The sequence below is a fragment of the Kitasatospora sp. CB02891 genome (assembly GCF_002803145.1).
Classification (GTDB): domain Bacteria; phylum Actinomycetota; class Actinomycetes; order Streptomycetales; family Streptomycetaceae; genus Kitasatospora; species Kitasatospora griseola.
The window spans coordinates 207741-233533 of the sequence record NZ_NNBO01000004.1; the positions used below are offsets into that span (position 1 = coordinate 207741).

At 73.7% G+C, this 25793-nt stretch carries 27 protein-coding genes; 6 read left to right on the top strand and 21 right to left on the bottom strand.

Annotation, left to right across the window (positions count from 1 at the left end):
- The first annotated feature begins 91 nt into the window (after positions 1-91).
- Positions 92-1357: a lytic transglycosylase domain-containing protein gene (locus CG736_RS11950; protein WP_157815534.1), complete on the top strand. Its 1266-nt coding sequence runs from the start codon at positions 92-94 to the stop codon at positions 1355-1357.
- A gap of 53 nt (positions 1358-1410) precedes the next feature.
- Here CG736_RS11950 and CG736_RS37025 read toward each other — a convergent pair whose 3' ends face one another.
- Entirely contained in the window at positions 1411-1605 is a 195-nt protein-coding gene (locus CG736_RS37025; protein ID WP_198520457.1) for a multicopper oxidase domain-containing protein, read from the bottom strand.
- Here CG736_RS37025 and CG736_RS37030 point away from each other — a divergent pair.
- Together CG736_RS37030 and CG736_RS11960 are read left to right on the top strand one after the other, a co-directional pair.
- Positions 1567-1740, top strand: a complete 174-nt coding sequence (locus CG736_RS37030) for a hypothetical protein (RefSeq protein ID WP_198520482.1) — start codon at positions 1567-1569, stop codon at positions 1738-1740. The genes CG736_RS37025 and CG736_RS37030 overlap by 39 nt on opposite strands.
- 332 nt (positions 1741-2072) lie before the next feature.
- A complete protein-coding gene (locus CG736_RS11960; RefSeq protein ID WP_232733947.1) occupies positions 2073-2492 on the top strand; it encodes a hypothetical protein in 420 nt (139 codons plus the stop codon).
- A 236-nt stretch (positions 2493-2728) separates the two neighbouring features.
- Here the strand turns inward: CG736_RS11960 and CG736_RS11965 are convergent, their stop codons facing one another.
- The 4 genes from CG736_RS11965 to CG736_RS11980 all read right to left on the bottom strand — a co-directional run bounded on the left by CG736_RS11965 (position 2729) and on the right by CG736_RS11980 (position 5446).
- Positions 2729-3421, bottom strand: coding sequence for a ribonuclease H (locus CG736_RS11965; RefSeq protein WP_100586159.1), 693 nt, complete (start codon positions 3419-3421; stop codon positions 2729-2731).
- A 326-nt stretch (positions 3422-3747) separates the two neighbouring features.
- The gene (locus tag CG736_RS11970) at positions 3748-4149 is read right to left on the bottom strand and encodes a roadblock/LC7 domain-containing protein (protein WP_100586160.1); all 402 of its coding nucleotides are present in this window, start codon (positions 4147-4149) and stop codon (positions 3748-3750) included.
- Complete coding sequence (locus CG736_RS11975) at positions 4146-5090, bottom strand: hypothetical protein (protein ID WP_198520458.1); 945 nt, start codon at positions 5088-5090, stop codon at positions 4146-4148. Before CG736_RS11975 ends, CG736_RS11970 begins: the two co-directional genes overlap by 4 nt.
- On the bottom strand, positions 5087-5446 hold the full coding sequence (locus CG736_RS11980; RefSeq protein WP_232733948.1) for a hypothetical protein: 360 nt from the start codon (positions 5444-5446) through the stop codon (positions 5087-5089). The genes CG736_RS11975 and CG736_RS11980 overlap by 4 nt, the downstream gene beginning before the upstream one ends.
- 142 nt (positions 5447-5588) lie before the next feature.
- Here CG736_RS11980 and CG736_RS11985 point away from each other — a divergent pair, with 142 nt between their 5' ends.
- Positions 5589-5957 carry a hypothetical protein gene (locus CG736_RS11985; RefSeq protein ID WP_100586162.1) on the top strand — a complete coding sequence of 123 codons (369 nt, stop codon included), beginning with the start codon at positions 5589-5591 and terminating at the stop codon, positions 5955-5957.
- Positions 5958-6192: 235 nt separating this feature from the next.
- Here the strand turns inward: CG736_RS11985 and CG736_RS11990 are convergent, their stop codons facing one another.
- The 3 genes from CG736_RS11990 to CG736_RS12000 form a co-directional block, all read right to left on the bottom strand.
- Complete coding sequence (locus CG736_RS11990; RefSeq protein ID WP_100586163.1) at positions 6193-7233, bottom strand: NAD(P)-dependent alcohol dehydrogenase; 1041 nt, start codon at positions 7231-7233, stop codon at positions 6193-6195.
- 163 nt (positions 7234-7396) lie between these two features.
- Positions 7397-7642: a hypothetical protein gene (locus CG736_RS11995; protein WP_100586164.1), complete on the bottom strand. Its 246-nt coding sequence runs from the start codon at positions 7640-7642 to the stop codon at positions 7397-7399.
- Positions 7639-8796 carry an inorganic phosphate transporter gene (locus CG736_RS12000; RefSeq protein ID WP_232733949.1) on the bottom strand — a complete coding sequence of 386 codons (1158 nt, stop codon included), beginning with the start codon at positions 8794-8796 and terminating at the stop codon, positions 7639-7641. The genes CG736_RS11995 and CG736_RS12000 overlap by 4 nt, the downstream gene beginning before the upstream one ends.
- A gap of 212 nt (positions 8797-9008) precedes the next feature.
- On the opposite strand from CG736_RS12000, the gene CG736_RS12005 reads away from it, so the two are divergent.
- Positions 9009-10073 carry an NAD(+)/NADH kinase gene (locus tag CG736_RS12005; protein ID WP_100586165.1) on the top strand — a complete coding sequence of 355 codons (1065 nt, stop codon included), beginning with the start codon at positions 9009-9011 and terminating at the stop codon, positions 10071-10073.
- 7 nt (positions 10074-10080) lie between these two features.
- Here the strand turns inward: CG736_RS12005 and CG736_RS12010 are convergent, their stop codons facing one another.
- On the bottom strand, positions 10081-10626 hold the full coding sequence (locus CG736_RS12010) for a PadR family transcriptional regulator (protein WP_100586166.1): 546 nt from the start codon (positions 10624-10626) through the stop codon (positions 10081-10083).
- A 110-nt stretch (positions 10627-10736) separates the two neighbouring features.
- On the opposite strand from CG736_RS12010, the gene CG736_RS12015 reads away from it, so the two are divergent.
- Positions 10737-11501: an alpha/beta fold hydrolase gene (locus CG736_RS12015; RefSeq protein ID WP_100586167.1), complete on the top strand. Its 765-nt coding sequence runs from the start codon at positions 10737-10739 to the stop codon at positions 11499-11501.
- 286 nt (positions 11502-11787) lie between these two features.
- Here CG736_RS12015 and CG736_RS12020 read toward each other — a convergent pair whose 3' ends face one another.
- From CG736_RS12020 to CG736_RS12065, 12 genes are all read right to left on the bottom strand, one after another.
- Positions 11788-12450, bottom strand: coding sequence for a response regulator (locus CG736_RS12020; protein ID WP_100586400.1), 663 nt, complete (start codon positions 12448-12450; stop codon positions 11788-11790).
- On the bottom strand, positions 12447-13529 hold the full coding sequence (locus CG736_RS12025) for a sensor histidine kinase (protein ID WP_100586168.1): 1083 nt from the start codon (positions 13527-13529) through the stop codon (positions 12447-12449). Before CG736_RS12025 ends, CG736_RS12020 begins: the two co-directional genes overlap by 4 nt.
- 103 nt (positions 13530-13632) lie before the next feature.
- The gene (locus tag CG736_RS12030) at positions 13633-15492 is read right to left on the bottom strand and encodes an ABC transporter ATP-binding protein (protein WP_100586169.1); all 1860 of its coding nucleotides are present in this window, start codon (positions 15490-15492) and stop codon (positions 13633-13635) included.
- Between the two features lie 110 nt (positions 15493-15602).
- Positions 15603-15731, bottom strand: coding sequence for a hypothetical protein (locus CG736_RS38360; protein ID WP_255418997.1), 129 nt, complete (start codon positions 15729-15731; stop codon positions 15603-15605).
- A gap of 32 nt (positions 15732-15763) precedes the next feature.
- Positions 15764-15892, bottom strand: coding sequence for a class III lanthipeptide (locus CG736_RS37035; protein WP_198520459.1), 129 nt, complete (start codon positions 15890-15892; stop codon positions 15764-15766).
- Between the two features lie 92 nt (positions 15893-15984).
- Complete coding sequence (gene lanKC, locus CG736_RS12035) at positions 15985-18552, bottom strand: class III lanthionine synthetase LanKC (protein ID WP_100586170.1); 2568 nt, start codon at positions 18550-18552, stop codon at positions 15985-15987.
- Positions 18553-18690: 138 nt separating this feature from the next.
- Positions 18691-19875 carry a ferritin-like protein gene (locus CG736_RS12040; protein WP_100586171.1) on the bottom strand — a complete coding sequence of 395 codons (1185 nt, stop codon included), beginning with the start codon at positions 19873-19875 and terminating at the stop codon, positions 18691-18693.
- A complete protein-coding gene (locus tag CG736_RS12045; protein ID WP_100586172.1) occupies positions 19872-21830 on the bottom strand; it encodes a GMC family oxidoreductase in 1959 nt (652 codons plus the stop codon). The genes CG736_RS12040 and CG736_RS12045 overlap by 4 nt, the downstream gene beginning before the upstream one ends.
- Positions 21827-22447, bottom strand: coding sequence for a hypothetical protein (locus tag CG736_RS12050; protein ID WP_232733950.1), 621 nt, complete (start codon positions 22445-22447; stop codon positions 21827-21829). Before CG736_RS12050 ends, CG736_RS12045 begins: the two co-directional genes overlap by 4 nt.
- 288 nt (positions 22448-22735) lie before the next feature.
- Positions 22736-23560: a carbohydrate ABC transporter permease gene (locus CG736_RS12055; RefSeq protein ID WP_100586174.1), complete on the bottom strand. Its 825-nt coding sequence runs from the start codon at positions 23558-23560 to the stop codon at positions 22736-22738.
- Positions 23557-24471: a carbohydrate ABC transporter permease gene (locus CG736_RS12060; RefSeq protein ID WP_100586175.1), complete on the bottom strand. Its 915-nt coding sequence runs from the start codon at positions 24469-24471 to the stop codon at positions 23557-23559. The genes CG736_RS12055 and CG736_RS12060 overlap by 4 nt, the downstream gene beginning before the upstream one ends.
- The gene (locus tag CG736_RS12065) at positions 24461-25750 is read right to left on the bottom strand and encodes an extracellular solute-binding protein (RefSeq protein ID WP_100586176.1); all 1290 of its coding nucleotides are present in this window, start codon (positions 25748-25750) and stop codon (positions 24461-24463) included. The genes CG736_RS12060 and CG736_RS12065 overlap by 11 nt, the downstream gene beginning before the upstream one ends.
- Positions 25751-25793: the final 43 nt, after the last annotated feature.

Here is a 25793-nt window from a genome sequence, read left to right on the forward strand (position 1 = left end):
CGGGTCGATCAACGGGCCGCCGGTCCCCGGAACCTGATCGACCGTCGAATCGTCCGACTTGCTGACCGCGAGATCGTCGAAAGGTACCCGGATGGGACGGCGAATACGTAAGCGCGCGCTGCTGCGCGGGCTGGGGGTGCTGGCTGCCCTGGCGGCGGTGACGGCTCCCACCGCACCCACGGCGCCGGCGAAGCCCTCGGCGGCGCAGGCGCCGACCGTCGGCTCGCTCGACGCCTTCACCGGCGACGGCCCGGTGGTGGCCGAGCTGCCGGCCGGTCAGGTGCCGCTGGACGGCGGCGGCGACCGGACGCTCCCGCAGCCGCCGCTGCCGGTGGTCGGGCTGTCGGGCTCCGACGCGGGGACCCTCGCGCTCCAGGGACTCGGCAACGCGAGACTGCCGTCCACCGTCTTCGACGCCTACCGCAAGGCGGAGGCGTCCCTGGCCGCCTCGTCCCCGGGCTGCCACCTGCCGTGGCAGCTGCTCGCCGCGATCGGCGAGGTGGAGTCCGGGCAGGCCGACGGCGGCCGAGTGGACGCCACCGGGACGACCTACCGCCCGATCCTCGGCCCGGTCCTGGACGGGAACGGCTTCGCGGCGATCGCCGACACCGACGGCGGCCGGTACGACGGGAGTGCCGTCTGGGACCGGGCGGTCGGCCCGATGCAGTTCATCCCGTCCACCTGGGCGACCTGGGGCGCGGACGGCAACGGCGACGGCAAGGCGGACCCGAACAACATCTGGGACGCGGCCCTCGCCGCCGGCCGGTACCTCTGCGCGGGCGGCCGGGACCTGGCCGTGCCGGCGCAGCTCGACCGGGCGGTCCTCGGCTACAACAACTCCACCGAGTACCTGCGGACGGTCCGGGCGTGGATGGTGCACTTCCAGACCGGCACCACGACGACGGCCGACCGCCCCGACCGGGTCACGCCGGCGCCGACCGTCGCTCCGCGGCCGTCCGCACCGGCTTCGACGGCCGCACCGACGCCGAGCCCGACGCCGACGCCGAGCCCGAGTCCCGACCGGACGCCGACGGCCGCGCCCTCGCCGTCGCCCACGGCAAGCGCGTCGCCGTCCCCGTCGCCGTCGCCGAGCGGGACGCCCTCGGGATGCCCGTCCCCGTCCCCGTCCCCATCTGCGTCGGCGAGCCCGAGCGCGCGTCCGAGTGCGTCGGCGTCCGGATCGGCGAGCGCGTCTCCGTCCGCGCCGCGGCCCTCCGGGAGCCCGTCGGCTTCGGCCTCGCCGGGCTGCGACGCTCCCGCGCCGACGGTGTCCGCGGTGCCGTCGTCGTCGTCGATGCGGGCGGCGACCGGCGGCGTCCCGTCGTCGTCGCCCGCACCCGCCACGTCCGGGCGGTAGCGGCCCGGCCCGGGACCGGCGTACCGGCGCCGGTCCCGGTGGCTGATGTTCCGTCAGGCGCGGTAGGCGCTGTGGCGGTGGACCATCCACCGGCCGGGGTTGTCGGCGTCGAAGTCGCAGACGACCCGCTGCTTCGGCTTGACGGCCACGGTGTCCTTGCGCGGGCCGGAGTCGCCCACCTGGAAGGTGTGGCCGCGCAGGTGCATCGGGTGCAGCATCTCGCCGGCGTTGATGGACTCCAGCCGCACGCGCCGGTCCTGCTCGATCAGGAACGTACCGGCGGTCGGGTCGTTCAGGTCGAAGCGCTCGCCGGCCCGGCCGTGCTGTGCACCATGCCCGGTATCGCCCGCGTGGTCGGGGACGAGTCGGCCGAGACGCTGTGATGCACGAGCAGGGCGGGCGCCGTGGCCGGCACGACGAGCAGGGCGTGGAGCCGGCGTGCCCGCGACCGGTGCGCCGGTTCGAACGTCAGCGCCGCTGCCATGTGCTCCTGCCCGATTCAGTGGCCGATCCCGGCCGCCGTGCGCCAACGGTAGCCGTCCTCACAGGCAGGTCCCGAGGACCGGGCACGTCCGCCGCCCGGTCCTCGTCGAGCGGCTCGTCCTCGCGACAAGTCCCAAGGCGCTGGCGCGAGTTGCTTCTCCGGACCGGCGGCCGCCGGAGGTGGTTCTGCCCTACGCTGGCGCACGGGAAGTCGTTCGGGGAGGGGAATTCGGTGGACGAGCTCGAACAGTTGGCCCAGGCGGCCGCGCCGGTGGTCACCAGGGTCATGGTCACCGAGGGGTGGGCGTTGGCCCGGAGCGGGCTGATCGCCCTGTGGCGGCGCTTCCACCCCGGGCAGGGCGAGTCGATCGGCGAGGAACTCGACGACTCCCGGGACGAGTTGACGGCCGCCCGGGAAGCCGGCGACGAGAACGCCGTCGCGGGCCTGCAGAACGAGTGGGAGCGCCGACTGGCCCGCCTCCTCCGACGGGACGCGAACGCCGCGCCGGAACTGCGACAGCTGTTGGACGAGCTCCGTGCAGCCCTCCCCGCCGACGACGCGCCCACGCCGGGCGTCACGCTGAACGCCAAGGCCTCGGGCCACGCCAAGATCTACCAGGCCGGCCGCGACATTACCATCACCGATCGATGACCGACCGCGACGATCCGGTCGCCGAGACCGGGATCGACCCGAACCCGTTCCGACCGCCCGTCACAGCCGGCCCGTCGACACCGAGCCGGTCGGGCGGGGAACCCGCCTGCGCGTGAAGACGCCGACGGGCCGCCTCGCCTTCAGCACCGTCGGCAGGCTCGCCAGCGACGCGTACACCGGCCCGGCGGCCACGGGTGGCCCCGAGCAGGGTTCTCCGTGGCCGCCGCAGCGAAGTGTCAGTGGGCGGCGGCGCAGTCCGGGTGGCCCCAGCCGGAGCCGACCTTGGTGATGGTGGCGCCCTTGGGGTAGGCGGTGCCGCACGGGCAGGTCCCGGGGAACCGGGCGGCGAGGGTGCGGCCGGTGGACTTGGTGGCGGACTTGGCGGTCTTGGCGGCGGTGGGGCGGCGGCGAGGCTTGGCCGCGGTGGCGGTGCTGCTCTGCGGGTCGGGTTCGGGCAGGTCGGAGGCGGTGCCGGAGGCGCCCTGCTGGGTGCGGGCGGCATCGCTGGCGGCCTTGTCGGCGACGGCGTTCAGCGGGTCGCCGTCGACCTGGTGGGCGGCGACGTAGACGAAGGTGACGTCGCGGCCGGTCAGCAGCACGTCGATGCGCTGGATCAGCTCCTGGTTGGCGACGGGCTTGCCCGCGGCGGTCTTCCAGCCGTTGCGCTTCCACCCGGCCAGCCACTTGGTGACGGCGTCGCGGGTGTAGGTGCTGTCCAGCCGCACCTCCAGCGGCACGGCGGGGTCGATGGAGGCCAGCAGCTGCTGAAGGGCCGTCAACTCGCCCACGTTGTTGGTGCTGTGCCCGAGCGCCCCGGACTCCCAGCGTTGCGGCACGGCGGCGCTGTCGGCGACCACGTACGCCCAGCCCGCCGGCCCGGGGTTGCCCTTGGCTGCTCCGTCACATGCGGCAATCACTCGTTCGACCATGTGTCGATCATGCCAGCCGGCGCGCCGTCGCCCGGTCGCGTGTCCGCGGCGGACGGTCCGGGCCGTCCGGGTGACCTTCGGACGTGCCTGCCCCCGGTCCGGGTCGGCGGTGGTCGACCGTGGGGCCGAGCGATGGAAGGTGCGACGGAGGGTGGAGGCGTGGGGCGGAGCGTCGTCGTCACGGACGCCGATCACGGGATCGGCGCGGCGGCGGCCCTGCGGCTTCGCCGTCCTCGCCCCCGCCGCCGAGGTCGCCGTGGAACGGCGGCAGGCGGCCCGGCAGTGGGCGAGGATGCGGCGTCGGGGTCGGTGGAGCCGCGGTCGGGTCAGGCCGTGGTCAGGTCCGCCGGGGCCATGCCGAGGAGTTCGGCGAGGCGGCGGATCGTCGCCGGGGACTCGCGGTGCAGGGCGGCGATGTCCAGGCCCTCGTCGCCGAGGATCATCAGCAGCGCCCGGTCGCCGATCGCCAGCACCACGGTGTAGCCGCCGTTGCACCGGGTGACGACGTCGCGCAGGCCGCCCAGGCCGACCTCGTTGGCCGTGCGTTGGCCGAGGCCGAGCATCGCGGCGGAGAGCGCCGCGGCGGACTCGGCGTGGACGGTGGCGGTGTCGGCGGCCACCAGGAGGCCGTCGGCGGTCGCGACGACGCTCTCGGCGATGCCCATGACCCGTTCCCGGAGGGACTTCAGCTCGGCTTCGAGCGCGGTCGGCGTGATCTGGCTGCTCATCGTGCGTTCTTCTCGCTCTTCTCGTGTGCTGCGGTCGGCTCGGCGGGCGCGGACAGCGCGCCCCGTGCGGGTGCCCCGGTGCGGGCGGCCGTCGCGCCGAGGGGCTGTTCGCCCCGGACCCGGCGGGGCAGGGGCCCGTCGCTGATCGGCGGCGGCCCGCTGGGAGGGGTGCGCGGGGCGACGCTCGGTACGCCGGGAGCGGCGGTCGCGGGCTCCCGGTGGAGCAGGTGTCCGGCATCCATCCGGACGAGGTCGAGCATCACCGCGAACACCCCGCGCCCGAGGGCGAAGGCGAGGTCGCGGGCGGTGCGCCGGCCGGTGGCGGCGACGAGGATGTCCCGGTGGCGTGCCGACGCGCGGGCCACGGCCGTCCCGGCCTGCGCCGACGGGCGGATCCGGACGGCGGCCAGTTCGCGCGGCGGGCTCCCGAGGCGGGTCAGCAGGGAGATCCGGCGGGCGGTCTCCTCGGACAGCTGACCGGGTTCGACGCCGGGGCGCAGCGCGATCCTGGCGGGCAGGTCCGCCTCGGCGGCCTGCCAACTGCCGGGCCGGCCCAGCGCCAGCGCGAACGCGCCGTCGAAGACCGCGGCCGCGCAGACGGTTTCGAGCTCGGCCGCGCCGATCGCTCCCTGGGCCACCAGCACCGCGCCGAGGTCGGCCGGCCGGCCGCCCGGCGAGGCCGAGCCCGCGGCGGCCTCGGCGGCGGCCCACTGGGCCTCGCCGATCCGGCCGGACTTGAGCAGCAGGGTCTCGACGGCGGGCGCCCCCGGGGTCTCGACCGCCGTGACCAGCCCCTGCTCCAGCCGGATCGTGCCGCCGGGTGTGCCGGAGACCAGTACCGAACCGGTGAAGCGGGCCTGGCGCAGCGCCAACAGCAGGTCCGGCACGCTGTGCGCGGCGGGCGGAGCGGACGGGGTGTCGAGGTCCGGCTCACCCGTCATGCCAGCAGTTCCCTTGCCTGATCGGCGGTCTGGCGGACGGCCAGCGCCAGGTTGGTCCGCGTCCGGTCCAGGACGGTGGCCAGCAGCAGCGGGTCGCCCTGCCGGGCGATCAGCTGAACGACCTGATGGTGGCGGGTGGTGCTGACCACCAGGCTCTCCACCTCGCCCTCCGCCCCGGCCGCGCGCAGCCCGTCGTCGACCAGGCCCACCAGTTCGGCGAGTTCGGCCGCAGTGCCGAGCAGTCGGTGCTCGCCGACGGAGGCGTGGCCGAGGCCCGACACGGCGTCGGCGACCACGGCGCCGATCACCCCGGGGGAGTCGAGTACCGCGGAGAGCGACGTTTCGAGCGCGCGCACCAATACCCCCCTCGTTCCCCAACTCCTGTGCAGCGTACTTTATTCGCCAATTCCGTGCGGTGACCAGAGCGGGTTCCTGTTGCTACTTTGTCCCCAGCATCCGGGAGTCCTGCCCGGAAGCCACGCAAAGAACGGACAGCTCATGAACATTGACAGCGCGCTCGCGGATGCGATGAGCATCGAGGGCGCCCTCGGGGCGGCCCTGGTCGACTACGAGAGCGGAATGTCGCTCGGGTTTCTCGGCGGGAGCCAGCAGCTCGACCTGGAGGTCGCGGCCGCCGCCAACACCGAGGTCGTCCGGGCGAAGATGCGGGCCCTGGCCGTGCTGTCGATCGACGACGCCATCGAGGACGTGCTGATCACCCTCAGCAGCCAGTACCACCTGATCCGCCCGCTGGCGGACAGCCAGAGCTCGCTCTTCCTCTACGTCGCGCTCGACCGGTCGCGTGCCAACCTGGCCCTGGCCCGGCACAGCCTCAAGCGGATCGAGTCCGCCCTGGCGATTCGGTAGCCCGAACAATGGGGGCCGGACACGATGATTCGATGACCGAAAGGTCGTGATGCGGAATTCCGGTGGCGAACACCTCGGCCGCACGGCGAACAACCGGGTCGCGTGACGTTTCGATGACTGTACGTCATATTCGCCTCCGGGCCTTTCGGTCGAATGGGCCGGGGGCGGACCGTCATCCGTCCGAGTGGTTCGATGCCGGGATCCCGCCATGGGCGCGGGCCTTATGGCCGGGATGTCAGAGGGTCTCGGCGTCGACGACGAACCGGTAGCGGACGTCGCCCGCGAGCACCCGGGCGTACGCCTCGTTGAGCTGGTCGGCGCGGATCGTCTCGATCTCGGCCGCCACGTCGTGCTCGGCGCAGAAGTCCAGCATCTCCTGGGTCTCGGCGATGCCGCCGATGCCGGAGCTGCTCATGCTGCGCCGGTTGCCGCTCAGCGCGCGGAGGTCGACGGGCAGCGGCTCCTCGGGGAGGCCGAGGTTGACCATCGTGCCGTCGGTGCGCAGCAGGGAGAAGAAGGCCGGGTAGTCGAGCGGCGCGGAGACGGTGTTGAGGATCAGGTCGAAGCCGCCCCGGAGCTCCTCGAAGGTGGCCGGGTCGGCGGTGGCCAGGTAGTGGTCGGCGCCGAGCCGCAGGCCGTCGTCCTTCTTGCGCAGGGACTGCGACAGCACGGTGACCTCGGCGCCGAGCGCGTGCGCGAGCTTCACGGCCAGGTGGCCGAGGCCGCCGAGGCCGACGACGGCGACCTTACTGCCCGGGCCGGCGTTCCAGTGGCGCAGCGGCGAGTACGTGGTGATGCCGGCGCACAGCAGCGGGGCGGCGGTGTCGAGCGCGAGGGCGTCGGGGAGGCGGACGACGTAGTTCTCGTCGACGACGATCGTCTGCGCGTAGCCGCCGTAGGTGAGCCCGCCGTCCCTGCCGACGGCGTTGTACGTCCACACCGGGCCGTCGGCGCAGTACTGCTCCAGTCCGGCCCGGCAGTTCTCGCACACCCGGCAGGAGTCGACCATGCAGCCGACGCCGACCCGGTCGCCGACCTCGAAGGTGCTCACCCCGGGGCCGACTTCGGCGACGATCCCGGTGATCTCGTGTCCGGGGACCATGGGGAAGGAGGCGGCGCCCCAGCCCTCGCGGACCTGGTGGATGTCGGTGTGGCAGATGCCGACGAAGGCGATGTCGATCAGCACGTCGTGCTCGCCGGCCGGGCGGCGCTCGACGAGCGTGCGTTCCAACGGGGCGTTGGCGGCGGGTGCGGCGTAGGCGGTGACGGTGGTCATGGGGGTTCGTTCCCTTCGTTCCGGACCGGCCCGGCGGGCCCGCGGTGAGGCGGGCGGCCCGGGCGGTCACGGAGAGCAGGGGCGGATCTCGGTACACCTGTACGACACCGCTACCGCGGGCCGTCCGCAACGCGGCGCAGCGTCCCGGGCCCCGGCAGGTCCGTCACCGGTGGTTGACGATGACGGAGACGCCCCAGCCGATCGCGGCGAGCACCACGGCGAAGATCAGCCCGGCCAGGGTGCGGCCGAGCGGTCCGGCGGTGGGGCGGTCGGTGGCCGGCCGGCCGGGGAGGGGCGCCGGGTTGAGCAGGCGCAGGCCGAGGGCGAACAGGGCGGGCAGGCCGGCGCCGGTGAGCAGGCCGACCACGACGATCCGCCAGATCGCGTCCAGGTTGATCCAGGAGTTCACCGGCTGACCTCGTCGGTCCTGGTGGGCTCGGGTGCCACCGTGCCCGTCCACGCGGCGTTGACGTTCTCCGCGGTGACGGCCGGGTGGCGGGACGCGACGAAGAGGGCCACCGACGCCAGGACCAGCGCCACGAAGATCACCACCACGCCGGCCGTCCCGCCGATGCCGTTCGCGATCCAGTAGGCCACCGCGCCGACCAGGGCGGCGGCGGGCAGGGTCAGCAGCCAGGCCGCCACCATCGTGCGGGCGAGCTGCCAGCGCACCCGGGCTCCGCTGCGGCCGACCCCGGAGCCGAGGATCGATCCGGTGGCCACGTGCGTGGTGGAGAGCGAGTAGCCGAAGTCGGTGGAGCAGAGGATCACGGCGGCCGAGGCCGATTCGGCGGCCATCCCCTGCGGGGGTTCGATCTCCACCAGGCCCTTGCCCAGGGCCCGGATCACCCGCCAGCCGCCGATGTACGTGCCGAGCGCGATCGCCAGCGCGCAGGAGAGGATCACCCAGTCCGGGGCCTTCGACCCGGGGGGCAGGGTGCCGTTCGCGATCAGGGCCAGCGTGATGACGCCCATGGTCTTCTGCGCGTCGTTGGTGCCGTGGGCGAGCGAGACCATCGACGCCGAACCGACCTGCCCGTACCGGAACCCTTGCCCGCGCGGGCCCTCGGGGACGCCGCGGGTGAGGCGGTAGACCAGGACGGTGCCGGTCGCGGCGACCGCGCCGGCGATGAACGGCGACAGTGCCGCGGGCACGATCACCTTGGAGACCAGGCCCTGCCACTTGACGGCCGAGAAGCCGGCCGCCGCCACCGTCGCGCCGATCACCCCGCCGATCAGCGCGTGCGAGGAGCTGGACGGGATGCCGAGGTACCAGGTGGCCAGGTTCCACAGGATGCTGCCGGTCAGGCCGGCGCAGACCACCGTCAGGGTCACCTCCCCGGTGGCGACCAGCCCGTTGGCGATGGTCGCGGCCACCGCGGTCGACAGGAACGCCCCGACCAGGTTCAGCACCGCCGAGACGGCGACCGCGACCCGGGGCGGGAGCGCCCCGGTGACGATCGAGGTCGCCATCGCGTTGCCGGTGTCGTGAAAGCCGTTGGTGAAGTCGAAGCCCAGCGCCGTCGCCACCATCAACGCCAGGACCGCGTCGTTGCCGGTCACGGAACCGAACCTACCGCGCGGGCACGCTCCGGCCCCGGTCCTGGGACGGCCCGGCGCGCCGGTGCGGCCGACCCGCGGACCGGGCCGGCGCGTACGGCATGTCGGCGGCCCGATCGCGCGCCGGGATCCCAGGATTGACGGGGTGACAGTTCGCGACCCCCGGCATCCTGGCCGCCCGGGTCGGTGGTAGGGGCAACGGGACGAGGTCCAGCATGGCCGTGCAGCGCGTCGGACTGGTGGTCCACCGGGGCCGGGCCGCCGCCCGGGAGGCGGCGGGAGTCGTGCTCGGGTGGTGCGCGGCGCACGGCGTCCCCTGCACCGAGATCGACGTGTGGTCGCGGGACCACCGGCGTCACTCCGGACGCGAGGAGGCCCGTGCCGCCGGCGAGCCGGACCTGGTGGTCACCTTGGGCGGGGACGGGACCTTCCTGCGCGGCGCCCGGATCGCCGTGAAGACCGGCGCCGCCGTGCTCGGCGTCGACCTCGGCCGGGTCGGCTTCCTCACCGAGGTGCCGGCCTGCGACCTCGCCACCGCCCTCGACACCGTCCACGCGGGCCACGCCCCGGTCGAGGAACGCATGACGCTGACCATGCGGGCCTCCCGGCCGCCGGAGGTGCCCGCCGACCTCGGGCCGTTCCTCGACCACGGACGCGGCCCCACCCTGCCGCCCCCGCCGACCCGACCGGAGCCCGTGGCCGGCGACGGCTGGGGCGTGCCGCTGGACGTCAACGCCCTGAACGACGTGGTGGTGGAGAAGCTCGCCCGCGACCACCAGGTCGGCGCGGGCGTCTACGTCTCCGGCCGGCTGCTGGCCGCCTACTCCGCCGACGCCCTCGTGGTCGCCACGCCCACCGGCTCCACCGCGTACAGCTTCTCCGCCGGCGGGCCCGTGCTCTCCCCGCACATGGACGCCGTCGTCTTCACCCCGATCGCCGCCCACATGACCTTCAACCGCACGGTCGTGGCCGCCCCCGACGAGCCGGTCGCGCTGCGCATCCTGCCGCACTCCGGCCGCGCCGCGGTCAGCATCGACGGCCAGCTCCGGGGCGTCCTCGACCCCGGCGACTGGATCGGCGTCTACCGGGCCCCGCAGCGCGTGCGACTGGTCCGCCTGCGGCCCACCGACTTCTACGGCCGGCTCCGGGACCGCTTCCGGCTCACCGACGCGCCCGCCGCCGCGACCGACGGCGAGTCCGCCCCGTTCTTCCGCCCCGACTCCTGCGTCCCCCCGGACCTGGCGGGCCTCCGGCTGGCCCCGCCCGCCGCGGCCCGCTGAGGTCGCCTCAGTCGCGGGGCGGTGCCGGGGAGTCGTCGAGGCCGGCGAGGGTGTCGTGCAGCCAGGCGAGTTCGGCCTCGGTGGTCGCCCGGGCGATCAGCAGGATGCCGCTGCGGAACGGGTCGGTGATCTCCTCCGCGCGCAGCGGCCGGGCCCCGTCGTAGAAGAAGCTGGCGGGTTCGCCGAGGAAGGCGAGCCGTCGGCGGAGCACGGCGGCCTGTTCGGCGGGGTCGTGGAGGTGCCGGAGGAAGGCCAGCAGGGTGAACCAGCGGTTCTCGTCGCTGATGTCCAACTGCTCGGGCGTGCGCAGTCGTTCGAGGAGTGCGGCGCGCCCGGCGGGGGTGAGGTGCAGGGTGTGGCGGGGGGCTGCGACCGAGCCGGGTTCGGTCTCGCGGACGAGCAGGCCGTCGGCCTCCAGACGCTTGATCGCCGGGTAGAGGGTGCCGTCGCTGATCGGGCGGACGTGGCCGGTGAGGGCGGCCAGGTGGCGGCGCAGTTCGTAGCCGTGCAGCGGCCGGTCGTGGAGGAACCCGAGGATCGCGAGCTTGAGCATGGGCCCATGCTGTCAGATCCGCGGATCGCGGCCGCGTTATATCGATAGCGTGATACCTCGATGTCGAGGTATGGTCGCGCCGTTCCGCCATCGAGCAAGGAGAGACGACCGTGCGCCATGCCCCCGTGACCCCGAACGGCGACCGGATCCGCTGGGTGGAGCTCCCCGGCGCCGAACCCGCCCGGCTCTACCTGCACGGGCTCGGCGCCAGCTCGCCGGTGTACTGGGCCGCCGCAGCCGCGCACCCGCTGCTGACCGGCCGGCGGTCGCTGCTGCTCGACCTGCTCGGCTTCGGCATCAGCGACCGCCCGACGGACTTCGCCTACACCCTGGAGGCCCACGCGGACGCCGTGGCGACCGCGTTGGACGCCGCCGGGGTGACGGGCGCCGAGGTCGTCGCGCACAGCCTGGGCGGCGCGGTGGCGGTGCTGCTCGCCGCCCGGCACCCGCGGCTCGTCTCGCGACTGGTCCTGGTGGACGCCGCGCTGGACCCGGCCCCGCCGGTACCCCGCCCCGGCAGCAGCGCCATCGAGACCTGGACGGAGGAGGAGTTCCTCGCCGACGGCTGGCGGCGCACGGAGCAGCGGGTCGGCCCGGCCTGGTGGGCCACGATGCGCCTGGCCGGGCGCGAGGCCCTGTACCGGACGGCGGTGCACCGCGCGCAGGGGACGACGCCCGCGCTGCGCGACCAGCTCCGGGGCCTGCCCGTCCCGCGGACCTTCCTCCACCCGGCCGCCGACGGCGCGCCCGCCGACGCCGAGCGGCTGACGGCCTCGGGCGTGGTCGTCCGGACGGTCCCGGACTGCGGCCACAACATCATGCTCGACAACCCCGAGGCCTTCGCCCGCGCCACCGCCGACGCCCTGAACGGCTGACGCCCTGAACGGCTGACGCCCGTCCTCCGCGCCCGCCACCAGCAGCCCGACCTCGGTGGCGAGCTTCGGCAGCCCGGCCGGCAGCGCCTCCGAGAGGTGCCGGTACCCGGTGGCGGACCAGCCCGGCGGCGAGGCCGGGACGGCGTCGCGGTGGGAGGCGGTGGGAGCCGGGGTCGGTCGCTCGATGGCGGTGCGTCATGAGGCGGACGGTAGGCGGCCGCCGGGGCCGGGGGCCCGGCCCGAAGGTCCAGGCGCACCCCTGACCAAGGTCGGGGTTGACGCCAGGTCAGCCGTCGGGTCCGGCGAGTTGGAGGCGGTCCTCGCGGACGCGGGCGGCCAGGTCGAGTTTGGTGAAGGTGGGGCGGCCGACCCGCTGGTACTTCTCCTTGACCTGGTCGAGGTACCACTTGGCGGTCTGCGGGCTGATGCCGGCCCGGCGGGCGGTCGCCTTGAGGGTGAGGCCGGAGGCGTAGTCGAGCAGGACCTGGAGTTCCCGGGGCGCGAGCCGGGGGCGTTCCGGGCGGTCGTCGTGGGCCAGCGCGAACGCCATCTCGGGGGAGTGCACGGCCCGGCCCGCGGCGACCTCGCCGATCACGTCCACCAGGCGGTCGAGGGCGTGGTCCTTGGTCAGGTAGCCGGCCGCGCCGGCGGCGATGGTGTCCACCACGTCGGCGGGCGCGGCGTGGGTGCTGATCACCAGGACACGGGGTCCGGCGGCGCACAGCCGGGTGACGTTCGACTCGGGCGCCGAGCCGTCCCGCAGCAGCAGGTCGAGCAGGACGACGTCCGCCTCGCGGCCCGGTCCGGCGAGCAGGTCGCCGACCGTCGGGGCGCTGGCGAGCAGCCGTAAGCTCGGGACCTTCTCCAGCCAGGAGCACAGGCCGTCCAGCAGCATCCGGTCGTCGTCCACCGCCGCGACCCGGATCGCGTCGCAGGGTCTGTCCGTCATGCGGGCCACCTCAGTTCCACCAGGGTGCCCTCGCCGGGGGCACTGTCCACGGCGGCCGCGCCGCCGATCTCCTTCATCCGGCTGTGGATCGACTGCCGCAGACCGGTGCCGGCGGCCCGGGTCAGCCGGGTGTCGAAGCCGCAGCCGTCGTCCGCCACGGTGACGGCGATGCCGTCGCCCCGCCCGGTGGCGGTCAGGTGGGCGGTCGACGTGCCGGCGTGGTGACGGACGTTGTTCAGCGCCTCCGTGACGGCCGCGCCCAGCGAGCTGGCCACCGGGGCGGGCAGCGCGGGCAGGGCGTGGTACCGGGCGCTGACGGTGAGGCCGATGCCCTCGGCGGCGGTCACCGCCTGTTCCAGCACCTCGCCGGCGGCGACCTCGCCGCCCTGCCCCTCCTCCTCGTCCAGGCGCTGGATCAGCCGCCGCAGGTAGGAGGCCTCGCGGGCGCAGCGCTCGCGGAACGGCGGCGCGGTGGGGTCGATCCGCTGGTGGGCGATGGCGGTCAGGGTGGCCAGCACGGTGTCGTGCAGGGCCCGGTGCTGGGCGACGCGTTCGGCGCGGCGGGCCCGGGCGGCCTCGGCGCGCACCGCCCGTTCCCGGGCCTCGTCCAGTTGGACGCCCTGGCGGTGCAGGTAGCGCCCGAGGACGTAGGCCAGCAGTGCGGAGGACACCAGTGAGACCAGGTGGCCGCCCAGCGCACGGGCCGCACCGGCTTGCAGGCAGCAGGCCGTGTGCACGGCCACCACCAGGGCGATCGCGCCGGCCGCCGCCCGCTCGGGCAGTCCGGCCGCCGCAGCGGCGGTCGCCGAGCTGCCCAGCAGCATCACCCAGGAGCCGGCCTGGGCGATCGGTGCGGTGCCGGTCGCCTGTGCGAGGACGGGGACCAGGCAGCCGGCCAGCAGGACGTCGCACCAGAGCCGGTAGCGGCCGAACTCGCCCTGCCGCCAGCCGGGGAGGAACAGGACCGCGCTGCTGGCCAGCGACGCCCCGAAGAGCAGCAGCGCGGTTCCGCCGCCACCGGCCGCGGCCACACCGTTGAGCAGATGGCTGGCCCGGTACAGGCCGGTGGCCAAGAGCATGAACTGCCGGGCCCGCTGCAGCCCGGATCCCAGCCCCGATCCCAATGAGACCCCCTGGCCACGAGTTGACGGGGGCTAAGTTGATCTCGAAACATGACCGCCGTCAAGATCCTGTGACGACAGGGGAGTTGATCGGTCCGGAAGGTGACGCTTCGGTGAGCAGCTGCTGCGCGGCCAGCTGGGCGTACAGCGGGTCGGAGCGCAGCAGCTCCTCGTGGGTGCCCACCGCCCGGACGGTTCCGGACTGCACTACGGCGATCCGGGCGGCGTCGCGCACCGTGGACAGCCGGTGGGCGACGGCGAGGACGGGCATCCGGGCGGCGAGGTCCTGCACCACGGAGCGCAGCGCCGCCTCGTTGACGGCGTCGAGTTGCGAGGTCGCCTCGTCGAGGAGCAGCAGGCGGGGGCGGCGCAGCAGGGCCCGGGCGATGGCGATCCGCTGGCGTTCGCCGCCGGAGAGCGAGACGCCGCGGTACTGCACGGGGGCGTCCAGGTCGCCCCCGAGGCGGGTCAACAGGCCGTCGAGCCGGGTGAGTTCGAGGACTTCGTGGAGCTCGGCGTCGGTGGCCCGGTCGGTGGCGTAGGCGAGGTTCTCGCGCAGCGATCCGGCCATGACGGGGGCGTCCTGCTCGACGTAGCCGATGACCGAGCGCAGCCGGTGCAGGTCCCAGTCCCGCACCTCGGCGCCGTCCAGCAGGATCGAGCCGGCGTCCGGGTCCCAGAAGCGTTCGACGAGGTTCAGCACGGTGCTCTTGCCGGCGCCGGACGGTCCGACCAGGGCGGTCAGGCCCACCGCGGGCACGGCGAGCGAGAAGTCGCGCAGCACCGGGTCGGGGCTGCCGGGGTAGCGGAACGAGACCCGGTCGAAGAGCACGGCCGGCTCGCCCGGCCCGGCCCCGGCGGCCCCGACGGTTTCAACGGCCCCGACGGCTTCAGTGGACGCGGCGGGCGAGCGCGGGGGCTCCGGCGGCAGCCGGGTGATCTCGCCGATCCGCTGGAGCGCCGCCCGCCCGGTCTGCGCGAACGCGACCACCCCGACCAGCGACATCACCGGCTCGGTGAGGAAGAAGACGTAGAGCAGGAACGCCACCAGGGTGGCGACCGGGATCGCGCCGTAGGAGACCCGCAGCGCGCCGACGCCGAGCACCACCAGGAAGACCAGGTGCACGGCCAGCAGGGCCGCGGCGTTGGCGGTGGAGTCCCAGCGGGCCCGGACCACGCCGTGCCGGTACGCCCGCTCGGCCGCGTCGGCGACCCGCCGGGCCTCCGACTCCTCGGTGCCGCACGCCTTGACGGTGGTGAAGGCGGTCAGCGACCGGTCCAGCACGGCGCCCATCTCGCCGACCGAGTCCTGCGCGCCGATCGACGCCCGGCGGATCCGCGGCATGACCAGTCCGAGCGCGCCCAGCAGCAGCGCGATGGCCAGCACGCTGGCGCCCAGCAGCACCGGGTCCAGGACGGCCATCATGACCAGCGCGCCCAGCGTCATGACCAGGCCGGTGACGGCCTGCACCAGGGTCTGCTGGACCACTTGGCGCAGCAGGGTGGTGTCGCCGGTGACCCGGGCCATCAGGTCGCCGGGGGTGGCGCGGCGGAAGGCGGTCATCGGCAGGCGCAGGACGTGCGCGGTCAGCTGCCGACGGGCCGTCAGCACGGCGCCCTCGGCGGCCGAGCTCAACTGGTAGCCGCCGTAGGCCGAGGCGGCCGCGCCGACCACGACCAGGGCCATCAGCGCCAGCAGCGGCCGGGCGGCGCCGCGCAGCGGGTCCGTGCCGCCCAACAGGTGCTGCACGACCAGCGGTTGCACCAGTCCGACGGCGCCGGAGAGCAGCAGCAGCAGACCTGCCGTCAGCAGCCGCCGGCGCTCGGGGGCCACGTAGCGGCGCAGTTCCGTCAGGGCCTCGCGGAGCGTCGGTTCGGGGGCCCGCGGTGCGTCGGCCGGAGCCGGCCCGGTGTCGACCATCCGGATGTGCCTTTCCCCTCGTGCGTAAAGTGGAGCCGGGCGGCATCCGGCAGTTGAGGTCTGTCGGATGCCGCCCGGGGCTGCCGGTCACCGATCAGGAGATCGGGTGATCAGGCGATCTGGCAGCTGGAGGAGCACTCACTGAACCGGCTGATGAAGCTGCCGAGGGTGGTGACGGCCAGGCCCTCGGCGGACCCGGCGCTCTCCGGCAGGCCCTGGAGGGCGAGAACAGCGTTCATGTCGAGTCCGTCCTTCCGGTGGAGGGCGTGGGTCACGCCGGGCGGCAGCTGCTGGAGCAGGAGCTGTACAGGCTGATCAGGCTGCCGAGGCCGGAGAAGCCGGGGGTCTCGATGGCCTCGGTGGTCTCTTCCAGGGCCTGCAGGGCGATGACGGCGTTCATGTCGGGTCCTTCCTTCCGTGCGGTGGTGAACCGTCGACCCGCGGGACTGCGGGGGACGGTGACCGGTCACCGGCGGTGCCGGGGGCCGGAGTTCAGTGGGGGGCCGGGGCGGGGAGCAGGAGTGCTCCCGGCCCGTCGAGCACCCTGGTGAGGGCGAGCAGGACGCCCGCGCTGCCGGACGCGAGGTCGGCGGTGTACCGCTCCTGGCCGCCGGCCAGCACCCGCAGCCCGGAGGGGTGGCGGACGGCGTACTTCGCCAGGCCGGTGGCGATCCGCACCGCGACCTGCTGCTCGGCGGCGTCGCCGGTGCGGTGGGCGTGCTCGGCGAGGGCGTACGCCCAGCCCGCGACGCCCAGGTAGAGGCCGGGTTCGGCCGCGCAGGTGAGGCGGCACATGGTGAGCACCCGGGGCAGGGCGGCGGTGCAGCGTTCGTCGCCGGTCACGGCGGCCAGCCGGGTCAGGGCGAGCGCGACGCCGGCCGAACCGACGGACAGGTAGGGCAGGTTGCGGATCCCGGAGTCGTCCCGGAAGAGCAGCCCGTCCGCGCCGCCGTCCACCGCCCGGTCGAGTTCGGCGTGCATCAGGTCGACGGCGCCGTCCAGGTAGCGCCGCTCGCCGGTGTACTCGCCGAGCGCGGTCAGGAACAGGGCGGTTCCGGCGAGCCCGGTGGCCAGGCCCGCGATGCCGGCGTCGGACCGGACGACGTCCCGGTGCTGTCCGACGAAGGTGTCGCCGAGCTTGGTGGCGGTGACCAGCCGCTGGTCGCCGCCGTACCGGGCGTGCAGGTCGAGGTGGACCAGGCCGATGCCGGCGGCGCCGTTGCCGAGGTGGGCGGAGTTCAGCGCGAGCGGATGCTGCAGCGAGGTGTGCAGGAGCTGCTCGGCCTCCTCGGCCAGGCCGAGTTCGGCCATCACCCAGGCCAGGCCGGCGGTGCCGGCCTGCAGGCCCGGCGGCATGGCGCCGGCGTTCGCCCGTACGTCGCGGCGGAACCGGTCCAGCACCTCGTCGGGGATCGGCACCTGCGCCTGGTGCAGGGCGTGCAGCACGCCGGCCGTGCCGTGCTCCAGGCAGTGGGTGTTCGCCGCGTAGCCGCGCGGCGAGGGCGGGAACAGCCAGTCCTGGCCGTCCGGCCGGGCCATCGCGAGCAGGCCCGCGGCGATGCCGTCGCGCAGCGCGGCCAGCGCCCGCTGCGGGTCCTCGTCCAACTCAGCAGCGGTGGGCAGTTCATGACTGCCCGTCACGTCCGGCGTGGCCGTGCCGTGGTACCTGGTGGCGGTGCGCCAGAGCGCCTCCGGGACGGGCACCTGCTGTTCGAGGTCGCGGAGGTACAGCTCCGCCCGGCCGCGCGGGTCGCGCTCCAGCGGCTGGCTGAGCGGGAACAGCGCGCACAGGGCCAGGCCGGACAGGCCGTACTCGTCGTTGTCGACGCCCGCCTCGCGCAGCGGCCGCGGCGGGGTGTACCCCGGCGTGCCGAGCGGGGACGGCGGCTCGGTGAACAGCGTCGAGGTCTCGAAGTCGATCAGGCGGACCGTCAGGTCCTCCAGGACGACCACGTTGCCGTGGCTGAGGTCGCCGAACCGCATGCCGATCGCGTGCAGCCGGTCGATCTTCTCCCGCAGGCCCGCCATCAGCTGTTCCACCTTGGCGAGGTAGGCCGAGTGGCGTTCGGCCTCCACTCCGAGCCGGCCCATCACGGTGTTCCCGGCGACCCACTGCAGGAAGCCGGTGCCCTCGACGAACTCGGCGACCAGGAAGTCGTGCTCCCACTCGGTGAAGTAGTCGACCGGCTCGGGGCAGAGCCCGGGGGCCCGCTCGTGGATCAGCTGCAGCATGGCGTACTCCTTGCGCAGCCGGTCCCGGGAGTCGGTGTCGTCGCCGATCAGGCCGTTGTGGGCCCGGGCCTCCTTGATGAACACCGTCCGGCCGGTTTCGGCGTCGACGGCCCGGTAGGTGCCGCCGCCGTTGCTGTGCCGGATCACCTTGTTGATCTCGAACCGGCCGCCCAGCAGGATCGGCCCGGTGTGCGGTTCGGCCGGCAGGGCGAACGGGTCCTCGATGCCGGCCGGCAGCACGAACTGCGCGGACCGCACGTCCGGGACGTCGTTGCCGTGCCCGTCCCTGATCAGGTGCAGCCTGGTGCCGTCGAGCTGGGTGAGGGTGCGGGTCAGGTAGGCGCCGTAGCGGTAGTAGACCACCCCGGTGTCGCCGTACCGCCGGTCGGAGAGCACGTACGGACCGACCTCGTCCTTCAGCTCGACCGACAGCCGGTCCAGCAGCCGCCGCGCGCTGTCGGCGTCCGGCGGGTAGATCGCGCAGAACTTGCCGGCCTGCGAGCGCGCCGCGTGCTTGTGGTGCATGGTCTCGAAGAACAGCCGGTTCGCCAGGTGCTTGAACGCCAGCCCTTCCTCGAAGCAGATCCGGGCGACGGTGTCGAGGGTGAACTGCAACCGCGGCAGGACGGTGGAGACGTGCACCTTCCAGCCCTGCTCGGCGATCACCGGCTCGGCGGGCTGCCAGTGCATCCACACCCCGTCGGCGGTGCCGCGCCACCCGTCCGGCACCTCACCGGGCCGGTAGCGTTCGCCCACCTCGGGGGCCCGCTCCAGCGGAACGTAGAACTCCCGGTCCGCCAGCGTCAGCCAGAAGTCGAGCACCGCCACCTCCGATGATTTCTGCTCCCGGAGTCCGCTTCCCGGGGGCAGGGATGACGTTATGCGGGTGACGTGGATCACCTGTACCCCCCTCTTTGGGGGGCTTGGCCCGCAGCGCTCGACCTGGCCGGTCGACGGTGGGAAGGGTCAGACGAAGGCCTCCGCGGAGTCGGAGGCGAGGCCCGCCAGGTCGACCGGTTCGCCGGTCCGGAGGGACACCGCCGCGAGGTTGCGGGCGACCTCCGCGTCGGCCGCGTCGAACTGGGGGCCGGTGATCTCGAAGGTGGCGCTGGCGAAGCGGCCCCTGGCGGCGAGTGCCGGGTCGGGGTGCGGGTTGCGGTACAACTGCGCTGCCCTGTCGCGGAGTTCGAGCATGGTGGGGACGGCCGGCGCCAGGTGGCGGGGGTGGCCGTTGAACGCCGAGTCGAGGTAGCGCAGCAGGACGGCGTAGCGGGAGTTGAAGGCGACGGCCTGCTGGTAGACGGCGCTGGTCCGCTGGTACACCCGGTAGTCGGCGACCTTGGAGTCGCCGTGGATCGGGTAGGCGCCGTCCCAGTCGACGTCGATCAGCGGGCCGCTCGGCCGGTCCCCGGGGCGGTCGTGCGGGCCGTAGCTGCGGCCGGTACAGATCTCGTTGAAGCGGAACCAGTGGGCGAGTTCGCGTTCCTCGCCGAAGATCTCGTTGCTGTTCCAGATGGTGTCGTGGACGCCCTCGCCCTGCTCGGTGACGGTCTCGATCGCCAGCAGCGCGCCGGCCAGGTCCTCGACCGGGAAGACCTCGCCGCCGGAGTTGTAGAAGTCCTCCGGGCCGACCTGCCGCTCCGGCCCGCCGGTGAACACCCGGTCGTGGCCGAGCGTGCGGACCAGGTGCTCCAGACCCTCGCGGACGGTGTCGTAGAACTGCCCGACGGAGGTCCAGCCGGCGCCCGGGGCGGTCGGCGGCGTCATGCTCCTGGGCTGCTCGATCCGCAGGAAGGTCTTCAACGCCGCGGGGGAGAAGTGCTGCAGCCCGATCGACGGGACGCTCTCGCCGCTGAACGGCAGCCTCGCCGGGTACTCGGCGACGACCCGGGAGTCGAGCACCGGGGCGCCGCCGACCGCGTTGAGCAGGTTGGCGACCAGCGTCATGTGGAGCATCTCCTCCATCACGACGGCGCGGATCCCGTAGAAGGCCGCGGTGTTGGTGCCGGCGCGGATGGTGTACATGCCGGTCAGGTAGACCGGAATGGTGAGGTGTTCGACCTCCAGGGCCGCCTGCAGGCAGGTGCGCAGCTTCTCCAGCGTGTCGGGGACGGCGAAGCCCGCCTTCTCCAGCGCGAGAGCGGTTCTCATGCGGGTGCCTCCGCTTCGTCCGCCGGGCGGACGTCGGCCGGCCGCCGGTCGAGGACCAGGTCCTGGTGGATCTGCTCGGCGCTGCGCAGGGCGAGGGCCAGCATGGTGAGAGTGGGGTTGCTGGTGCCGATGGACGGCATGCTGCCGCAGCCGACGGCGTACAGGTTGGGGTGCTCCCAGGTGCGCTGGAACGCGTCGACCACGGAGTCCCTCGGGGAGCTGCCCATGACGTGCGTCCCGGCGCCGTGCCCGGCGCCGCTGTAGGCCAGGTCCAGGGTCGTCCCGTCGACGGTGTGGGTGAAGTGGCCGAGCGGCGGAACGCCGTCGCGTGGCGCGTGGTTCGTCCAGTCGGTGGCGTCGAGCTGCTGGAAGATCCGTGCGGCGACCAGCCGGGCCGCGTACACGCCGCTCCGGGTGTGCGGGTCGAGGTCGTAGGTGAGGACCGGGCGCAGGTTGCCCGTCGCGTCGCGGTGGCGGCGGTCGAGGGTGACCCGGTTGCCGGGGTTCGCCGACTGCTCGACGGCGATCTGCAGTTGGAGCTGACGGCCGATGGTGGAGCCGAGCAGCCGGCGCAGCTCCGGGCCGAAGACGCCGTCGGGGCGGATCTCGCCCTGCTGGTCGCCGCCGACGCCGAGGGCGGTGGCGACGTTGCTCATCGGCGCGCCGGTGGCCCAGCCCCAGCCCCAGTTGCCGATCTCGATCCGGAACGGGGCCCGCCGCCGGCGTCCCTCCCCGAACCGGAAGACCTCCCAACCCGAGGTGTGGCCCGGCCCGCGGAACGGGCCGACGGGCCCTCTCCGCTCGTCCGCCAGCGCCCAGTTGAGGACGGTCGGATGGTCCATCAGGTTGCGGCCGACCTGGTCGCTGCCGTTGGCGAGGCCGGAGAACAGCAGCAGGCGGGCGTTCTCGATCGCGTGCGCGGCGAGCACGACGACGCCCGCCTCGACCACGTGCGACCGGCCGACCGGCGAGGCCGGGTCGGTGTAGGTGCGGAACTCCACGCCGCTCACCCGGCCGCCCATGGTCGGGCCCGCCAGGCGGACCCGGGTCACCACGCAGCGGGTGGCCGTGGTGACCGTCCTCGGGAAGCGGGCCTGCTGGCGCAGCGGGTGGGACTTGGCCTGCACCGGGCAGATCGGCACGCAGCTGGCGTTGCCGACGCAGCGCTCGCCGTAGTTGGGCAGGCCGACGGCGCTCGACGGCCGGTAGGGCCCCGGCCGGTAGTCCGGGTTCGGCGTCGAGTTGCGGGCCTGCGGCAGGCTGTGGACCTTCAACTGGTACTGCTCGTCGGCGACTTCGTCCCGGATCGGGGTGCCGTCGAGGCGCGTGCAGTACCGGTCGATCCAGCTGGCCGGGATCTGGTGCATCGGGAAGACGTAGTCGGGGTCCGTGACGACGCCGAGCTCGCGCTGGCCCTGCGCGTTCCCCGCCACGCCGATCTCGAACTCGGCCCGGGCGTACCAGGGTTGCAGGTCCGCGGCGGTGATCGGCCAGTCACGGCCGTAGCCGAAGCGCTCGTTGGTGGCGAAGTCCTCGGGGTGCATCCGCGGCACCGCCCCGAGCCAGTGCATCGCGGCGCCGCCCAACTCCCGCAGGTAGTCGGTGCCGTACGGCAGCCGGCCGTTCTGCACGAAGTAGCCGTTGGCGGTGTACTCCCGCTCGCCCGGCTCCGGGTCGCGCACCGGGGCCAGGTCGAGGACGTCCGGGAAGGGTGCGGCGACGCTGCGCCGGTAGCCGGAGTTGGGCACCTTGGCGACGGCGGAGTAGAAGGTGGAGAGCGAGTCGAGGTAGCCGGGCCAGGTCTCGGCGCCGCCGTTGCCGGCCTCCAGGACCAGCACCTGCCAGCCGCGCTCGCCGAGGTCCTTGGCGAGCAGGCTGCCGGCCCAGCCGCCGCCGACGATGACGACGTCGTAGCGCCGGCGGACCGCCTCGTCCGCGCCGACGGTCCCGGTCATGCGCGCTCCCGCGGGGTGTCGGGTCGCTCGGCGGCGGTGGGCACGGCGGACGGCGGAATGTGGCCCGCGGCGCGCAGGCCCGGCAGCAGGTGCCCCGGTACCGCGTCCAGCGCGACCTCGGCGGTCAGCCCGGCACGGAACGGCAGTTCGCCGAGACCGAGATCCTGACGGAGCGACAAAGCGTCCGGCTGCGGCGGGGGTTGGACCGACCAGGTGCCGAACCCGGGTGGCTTGGCGCCGCCCGGATGTCCGTGGAAGGTCCGCCAGACCAGGCCCTCGACGTACGCCTCCGGCGCGACGACGAACTCCTCGTTGGCCGGTTGGCGGCGCAGTGCCGCGTGGGCGGCCGGCGCCAGGCGCGGCCAGGCGCCGGTGTGCCACAGGTAGGTGACGGCCCGGGCCACTTCCAGGTGGACGGGGGAGAGGCCCTGCGGACCGCCCCCGGCCGCGACGGCGGCGGCCCAGGCGGCCCAGAACTCGGCGAACCGGTCCGGGCCGACCTGCTGCCGGGCGGTCTCCAGGTAGCGCTCGGCCATGCCGGTGGCGTACAGGTCGAACTCGGAGAACCCGGTCAGCGGTACGCACAGCTCGACGAAGTCCTGAACGTCCGTCGTCACGGCGGGACGTGTGGGATCGGACATCACGCTCCTCTCTCGCGGGGAGGTCGCCCGGCGCGGGGCGGGATGCCGTGCACTCGAACCGTTCTCGGGCGAACTGCCCCGATTCTTCGCCCACCTCGGCGCCGCGTCGTGGTTCCCGCCAAGGGGGGACCGGGGATTCACCCGTCCGGCGGTGGAGCGGAGCGCGCCCGGGGAGCTGTTCCGGTCGCCCGCTCCGTGCCGAGCGCCGCAGGCCGGGGCGGCCTGCGGCGCTCGGTGGTGAACGGGGCGCGCGGTCTTCGCCGTTCAGCCCTTGACCGCCCCGGCGGCGAGGCCGGAGGCGATCCTGCGCTGGACGACGAGGAAGAACACCACCACGGGCAGCGCGGTCAGCGTGGCGCCCGCCATGAGACCGCCGTAGTCGGTGCCGAAGCCGGTCTGGAAGGAGACCAGCCAGATGCTGACGGTCTGTTTCGTCGGGGTGGACAGCAGCACGTAGACGAGGACGTACTCGTTCCAGGCCTGGACGAGCGCGAACACCGAGGTGGCGACGATGCCGGGCGCGAGCAGCGGGAGGACCACCCGGCGGAACGCGCCGAGCCGGCTGCAGCCGTCGACCATGGCGGCCTCCTCCAGCTCCACCGGCACGCCGGCGATGAACCCGCGCAGCATCCACACCGTGAACGGCAGCGTGAACACCAGGTAGGTGAGGATCACCCCGGCGATGCTGTCGGTCATCCCGACGTCGTTCAGCAGCAGGTACACCGGGATGATCAGGGCGGTGAGCGGGACCATCTGCACGACCAGGATCACCACCACGAACGCCCGCCGGCCCAGGAAGCGGAACCGGGCCAGCGCGAACGCCGCGAGGGTGCCGACGACCAGCGACACCAGGACGGTGCCGACGCCGATCAGGACGCTGGAGCGCACGTTGGCCCAGAAGGTCTCCGTGTGCAGGGCCCGGGAGAAGTTGGCGAGCGTGGGCCGGCCGGGCCAGAAGTGCGGCGGCAGGCTGAGGATCTCGTTGGCCGGCCGGAACGCGGTGAGCACCATCCAGTACACGGGGAAGCCGACCACCGCGGCCACCACCAGCCCCAGCAGGTCGAGGGCCGGCGACCGCCGTCGTCTCATTCGATCTCTCCCGTCCTGAGCATCTGGCGCAAGTAGACGACCGATCCGGCGAGCAGCAGTACGACGGTCACCAGGGCGATGGCGGCGCCGGTGCTGTACCGGTTGACGGCGAACGACTCGATGAAGGAGTAGATGCCGAGCAGGTAGTACTCCCGCTCGGGCTGGCCGCCGCGCATCAGCCAGATCTGGTTGAAGACGCCGAAGTCCCAGATGGCCATCAGCGTGGTGACCATCAGCAGGACCGGCCTGATCACCGGAAGGGTGACGTGCCGGAAGACCTGGAACGGCCGGGCGCCGTCGAGCACCGCGGACTCCTCCAGCTCCGCCGGGACCTGCGCCAGCGCGGCCCGCAGGGTGATCGCCGCGAACGGCAGCGCGCCCCACACCACGACGGCGACGATGACGGCGAAGCCCTGCCAGGGGTCGGTGAACCAGTTGTGCTTGGCCAGGTCGACCCCGGGCAGCAGGGACAGCGTCCAGTTCACCGCGCCGTAGTCGGCGTCGAAGAGCCAGCGGAAGATCGACGCGGCGACCATGGCCGGCATCGCCCACACCGTGACCAGCACCCCGGCGATGACGGCGCGCACCCACGGCGAGACGCGGTGCATCAGCTGCGCGGTGAACAGCCCGCAGAGCACGGTGAGGGCGACGCACACCGCGGTGAACACCACCGTGCGCAGCACCACCGTCCAGAAGAACCCGTCCCCGAGGATCCGCCGGAACTGGTCCAGCCCCGCCCACGGCGGCGCCGCGCCGCTGAACAGCTGTTCGCGGGTCATGTCCTGGAAGGCGAGCAGGACCATGTCCGCGAGCGGGTAGCCGAGCACCAGGACGAGCGCGAGGACGGTGGGGCCGATCAGCAGGTACGGCAGCAGCGACGGCCGGCGCCGCCGGACCCGGTCAGCGCTCATTGATCACCTCGTCGATCCGCCGGTCGGCGTCCCGGGCGGCGTCCTGCACCGAGGCCTTGCCGTTGGCGATCCGTTCGAGCATCTCGGGCAGGACGTTGGACTTCTCCACCGACGTCCAGCCCGGCGCGAACGGGGTCATCCAGCCGCCGGTGGCCGCGGCCTGGGCGGACGGCCCGTTGATGCCGCCGGCGGCGACCTCGGCCAGCTGGGCGGTGTTGTTGGGCAGGGTGTTCGCGGCGATCAGCGCCTTCTGCGACTCCCGGTCGGTGAACAGCTTGATCCAGTCGGCGGCCAGGTCCTTGCGCGCGGACTTGGCCGGCACGGCCAGCGTGGACCCGCCGAGGAACGGCGGCAGGAGCTTCCCGGACGGGCCGGGGAACGGGAAGGTGGCGAACTCGTCCTTCAGCTTCGGGTCCCCGCCGGAGCGCGGGTCGGCGGCGGCGTCGGCCTCCCAGGTGTTGCCGTAGAACACGCCCACGTGGCCCTGGCCGACGACGCCCGGCTGGTCGCCGTTGTCCTTGGCGCGGTCGCCGACGTAGTAGGCGTCGATCAGCCGCTTCCACTCGGTGAGCCCCGCCACGGACTTCGGCGAGGACAGCGAGGCCTTCCAGCGGTCGCCGTCCCGCACGGCGATCTCGCCGCCCGCGTCCTTCACGAACGCCATGGCCGCGTACCAGTAGCGGCCCGGCAGGTAGAAGGCGGAGAAGTTCGGGTCGGCGGGGCCGAACGTGCTCTTCAACTTGTCGAACGCCGCGAGCAGTTCGGGATAGGTCTTCGGCGCCCCGGCGACGCCGGCCCGGCTGAACAGGTCGGTGCGGTAGATCCCGACCCGGGCCCCGACGTAGTAGGGCACGCAGTACGTCCGGCCGTCCTTGCGGCAGGCGTCGGCGAGGGCCGGCAGCCAGGCGTCCGACTGGTCGAACCGGGCCGGGTCGACCGGGGCGAACGCGCCGTTGACGATGTAGTTGGTGGTCTCGCTGTTGCCCATCTCCACCACGTCGGGCACGTTCTTCCCGGCGAGGACGGCGTCCAGCTTCTGGTTCTTCGTCGTCCACTGCTGGTACTGGACATCGACCTCGACCCCGGGGTGGGCCTTGGCGAAACGGTCATTGGTGGACTGGACCAATTCCGGCCACGTCTCCTGGGCGTCGACGGCCAGCCACACCGTCAGCCTGCCGCCGGCGTCGGAGCCGCCGCCCGAGCCGGAGCTGCAGCCGGCCAGGGCCAGGGCCAGGAGGGACGTGAGAATCAGGGGGCGGTAGCGCACGCGAATGGTCATGGGGGTCTCCAACATCACTGTGGGGGTGATGATTTGATTACCC

Coding starts and splice junctions, on each gene's coding strand:
- CG736_RS11950 (WP_157815534.1), top strand. CDS start 92: ATGGGACGGCGAATACGTAAGCGCGCGCTGCTGCGCGGGCTGGGGGTG.
- CG736_RS11965 (WP_100586159.1), bottom strand. CDS start 3,421: ATGGTCGAACGAGTGATTGCCGCATGTGACGGAGCAGCCAAGGGCAAC.
- CG736_RS11970 (WP_100586160.1), bottom strand. CDS start 4,149: ATGAGCAGCCAGATCACGCCGACCGCGCTCGAAGCCGAGCTGAAGTCC.
- CG736_RS11975 (WP_198520458.1), bottom strand. CDS start 5,090: ATGACGGGTGAGCCGGACCTCGACACCCCGTCCGCTCCGCCCGCCGCG.
- CG736_RS11985 (WP_100586162.1), top strand. CDS start 5,589: ATGAACATTGACAGCGCGCTCGCGGATGCGATGAGCATCGAGGGCGCC.
- CG736_RS11990 (WP_100586163.1), bottom strand. CDS start 7,233: ATGACCACCGTCACCGCCTACGCCGCACCCGCCGCCAACGCCCCGTTG.
- CG736_RS12005 (WP_100586165.1), top strand. CDS start 9,009: ATGGCCGTGCAGCGCGTCGGACTGGTGGTCCACCGGGGCCGGGCCGCC.
- CG736_RS12010 (WP_100586166.1), bottom strand. CDS start 10,626: ATGCTCAAGCTCGCGATCCTCGGGTTCCTCCACGACCGGCCGCTGCAC.
- CG736_RS12020 (WP_100586400.1), bottom strand. CDS start 12,450: ATGACGGACAGACCCTGCGACGCGATCCGGGTCGCGGCGGTGGACGAC.
- CG736_RS12025 (WP_100586168.1), bottom strand. CDS start 13,529: ATGCTCTTGGCCACCGGCCTGTACCGGGCCAGCCATCTGCTCAACGGT.
- CG736_RS12030 (WP_100586169.1), bottom strand. CDS start 15,492: ATGGTCGACACCGGGCCGGCTCCGGCCGACGCACCGCGGGCCCCCGAA.
- CG736_RS38360 (WP_255418997.1), bottom strand. CDS start 15,731: ATGAACGCTGTTCTCGCCCTCCAGGGCCTGCCGGAGAGCGCCGGGTCC.
- CG736_RS37035 (WP_198520459.1), bottom strand. CDS start 15,892: ATGAACGCCGTCATCGCCCTGCAGGCCCTGGAAGAGACCACCGAGGCC.
- CG736_RS12040 (WP_100586171.1), bottom strand. CDS start 19,875: ATGAGAACCGCTCTCGCGCTGGAGAAGGCGGGCTTCGCCGTCCCCGAC.
- CG736_RS12045 (WP_100586172.1), bottom strand. CDS start 21,830: ATGACCGGGACCGTCGGCGCGGACGAGGCGGTCCGCCGGCGCTACGAC.
- CG736_RS12055 (WP_100586174.1), bottom strand. CDS start 23,560: ATGAGACGACGGCGGTCGCCGGCCCTCGACCTGCTGGGGCTGGTGGTG.
- CG736_RS12060 (WP_100586175.1), bottom strand. CDS start 24,471: ATGAGCGCTGACCGGGTCCGGCGGCGCCGGCCGTCGCTGCTGCCGTAC.
- CG736_RS12065 (WP_100586176.1), bottom strand. CDS start 25,750: ATGACCATTCGCGTGCGCTACCGCCCCCTGATTCTCACGTCCCTCCTG.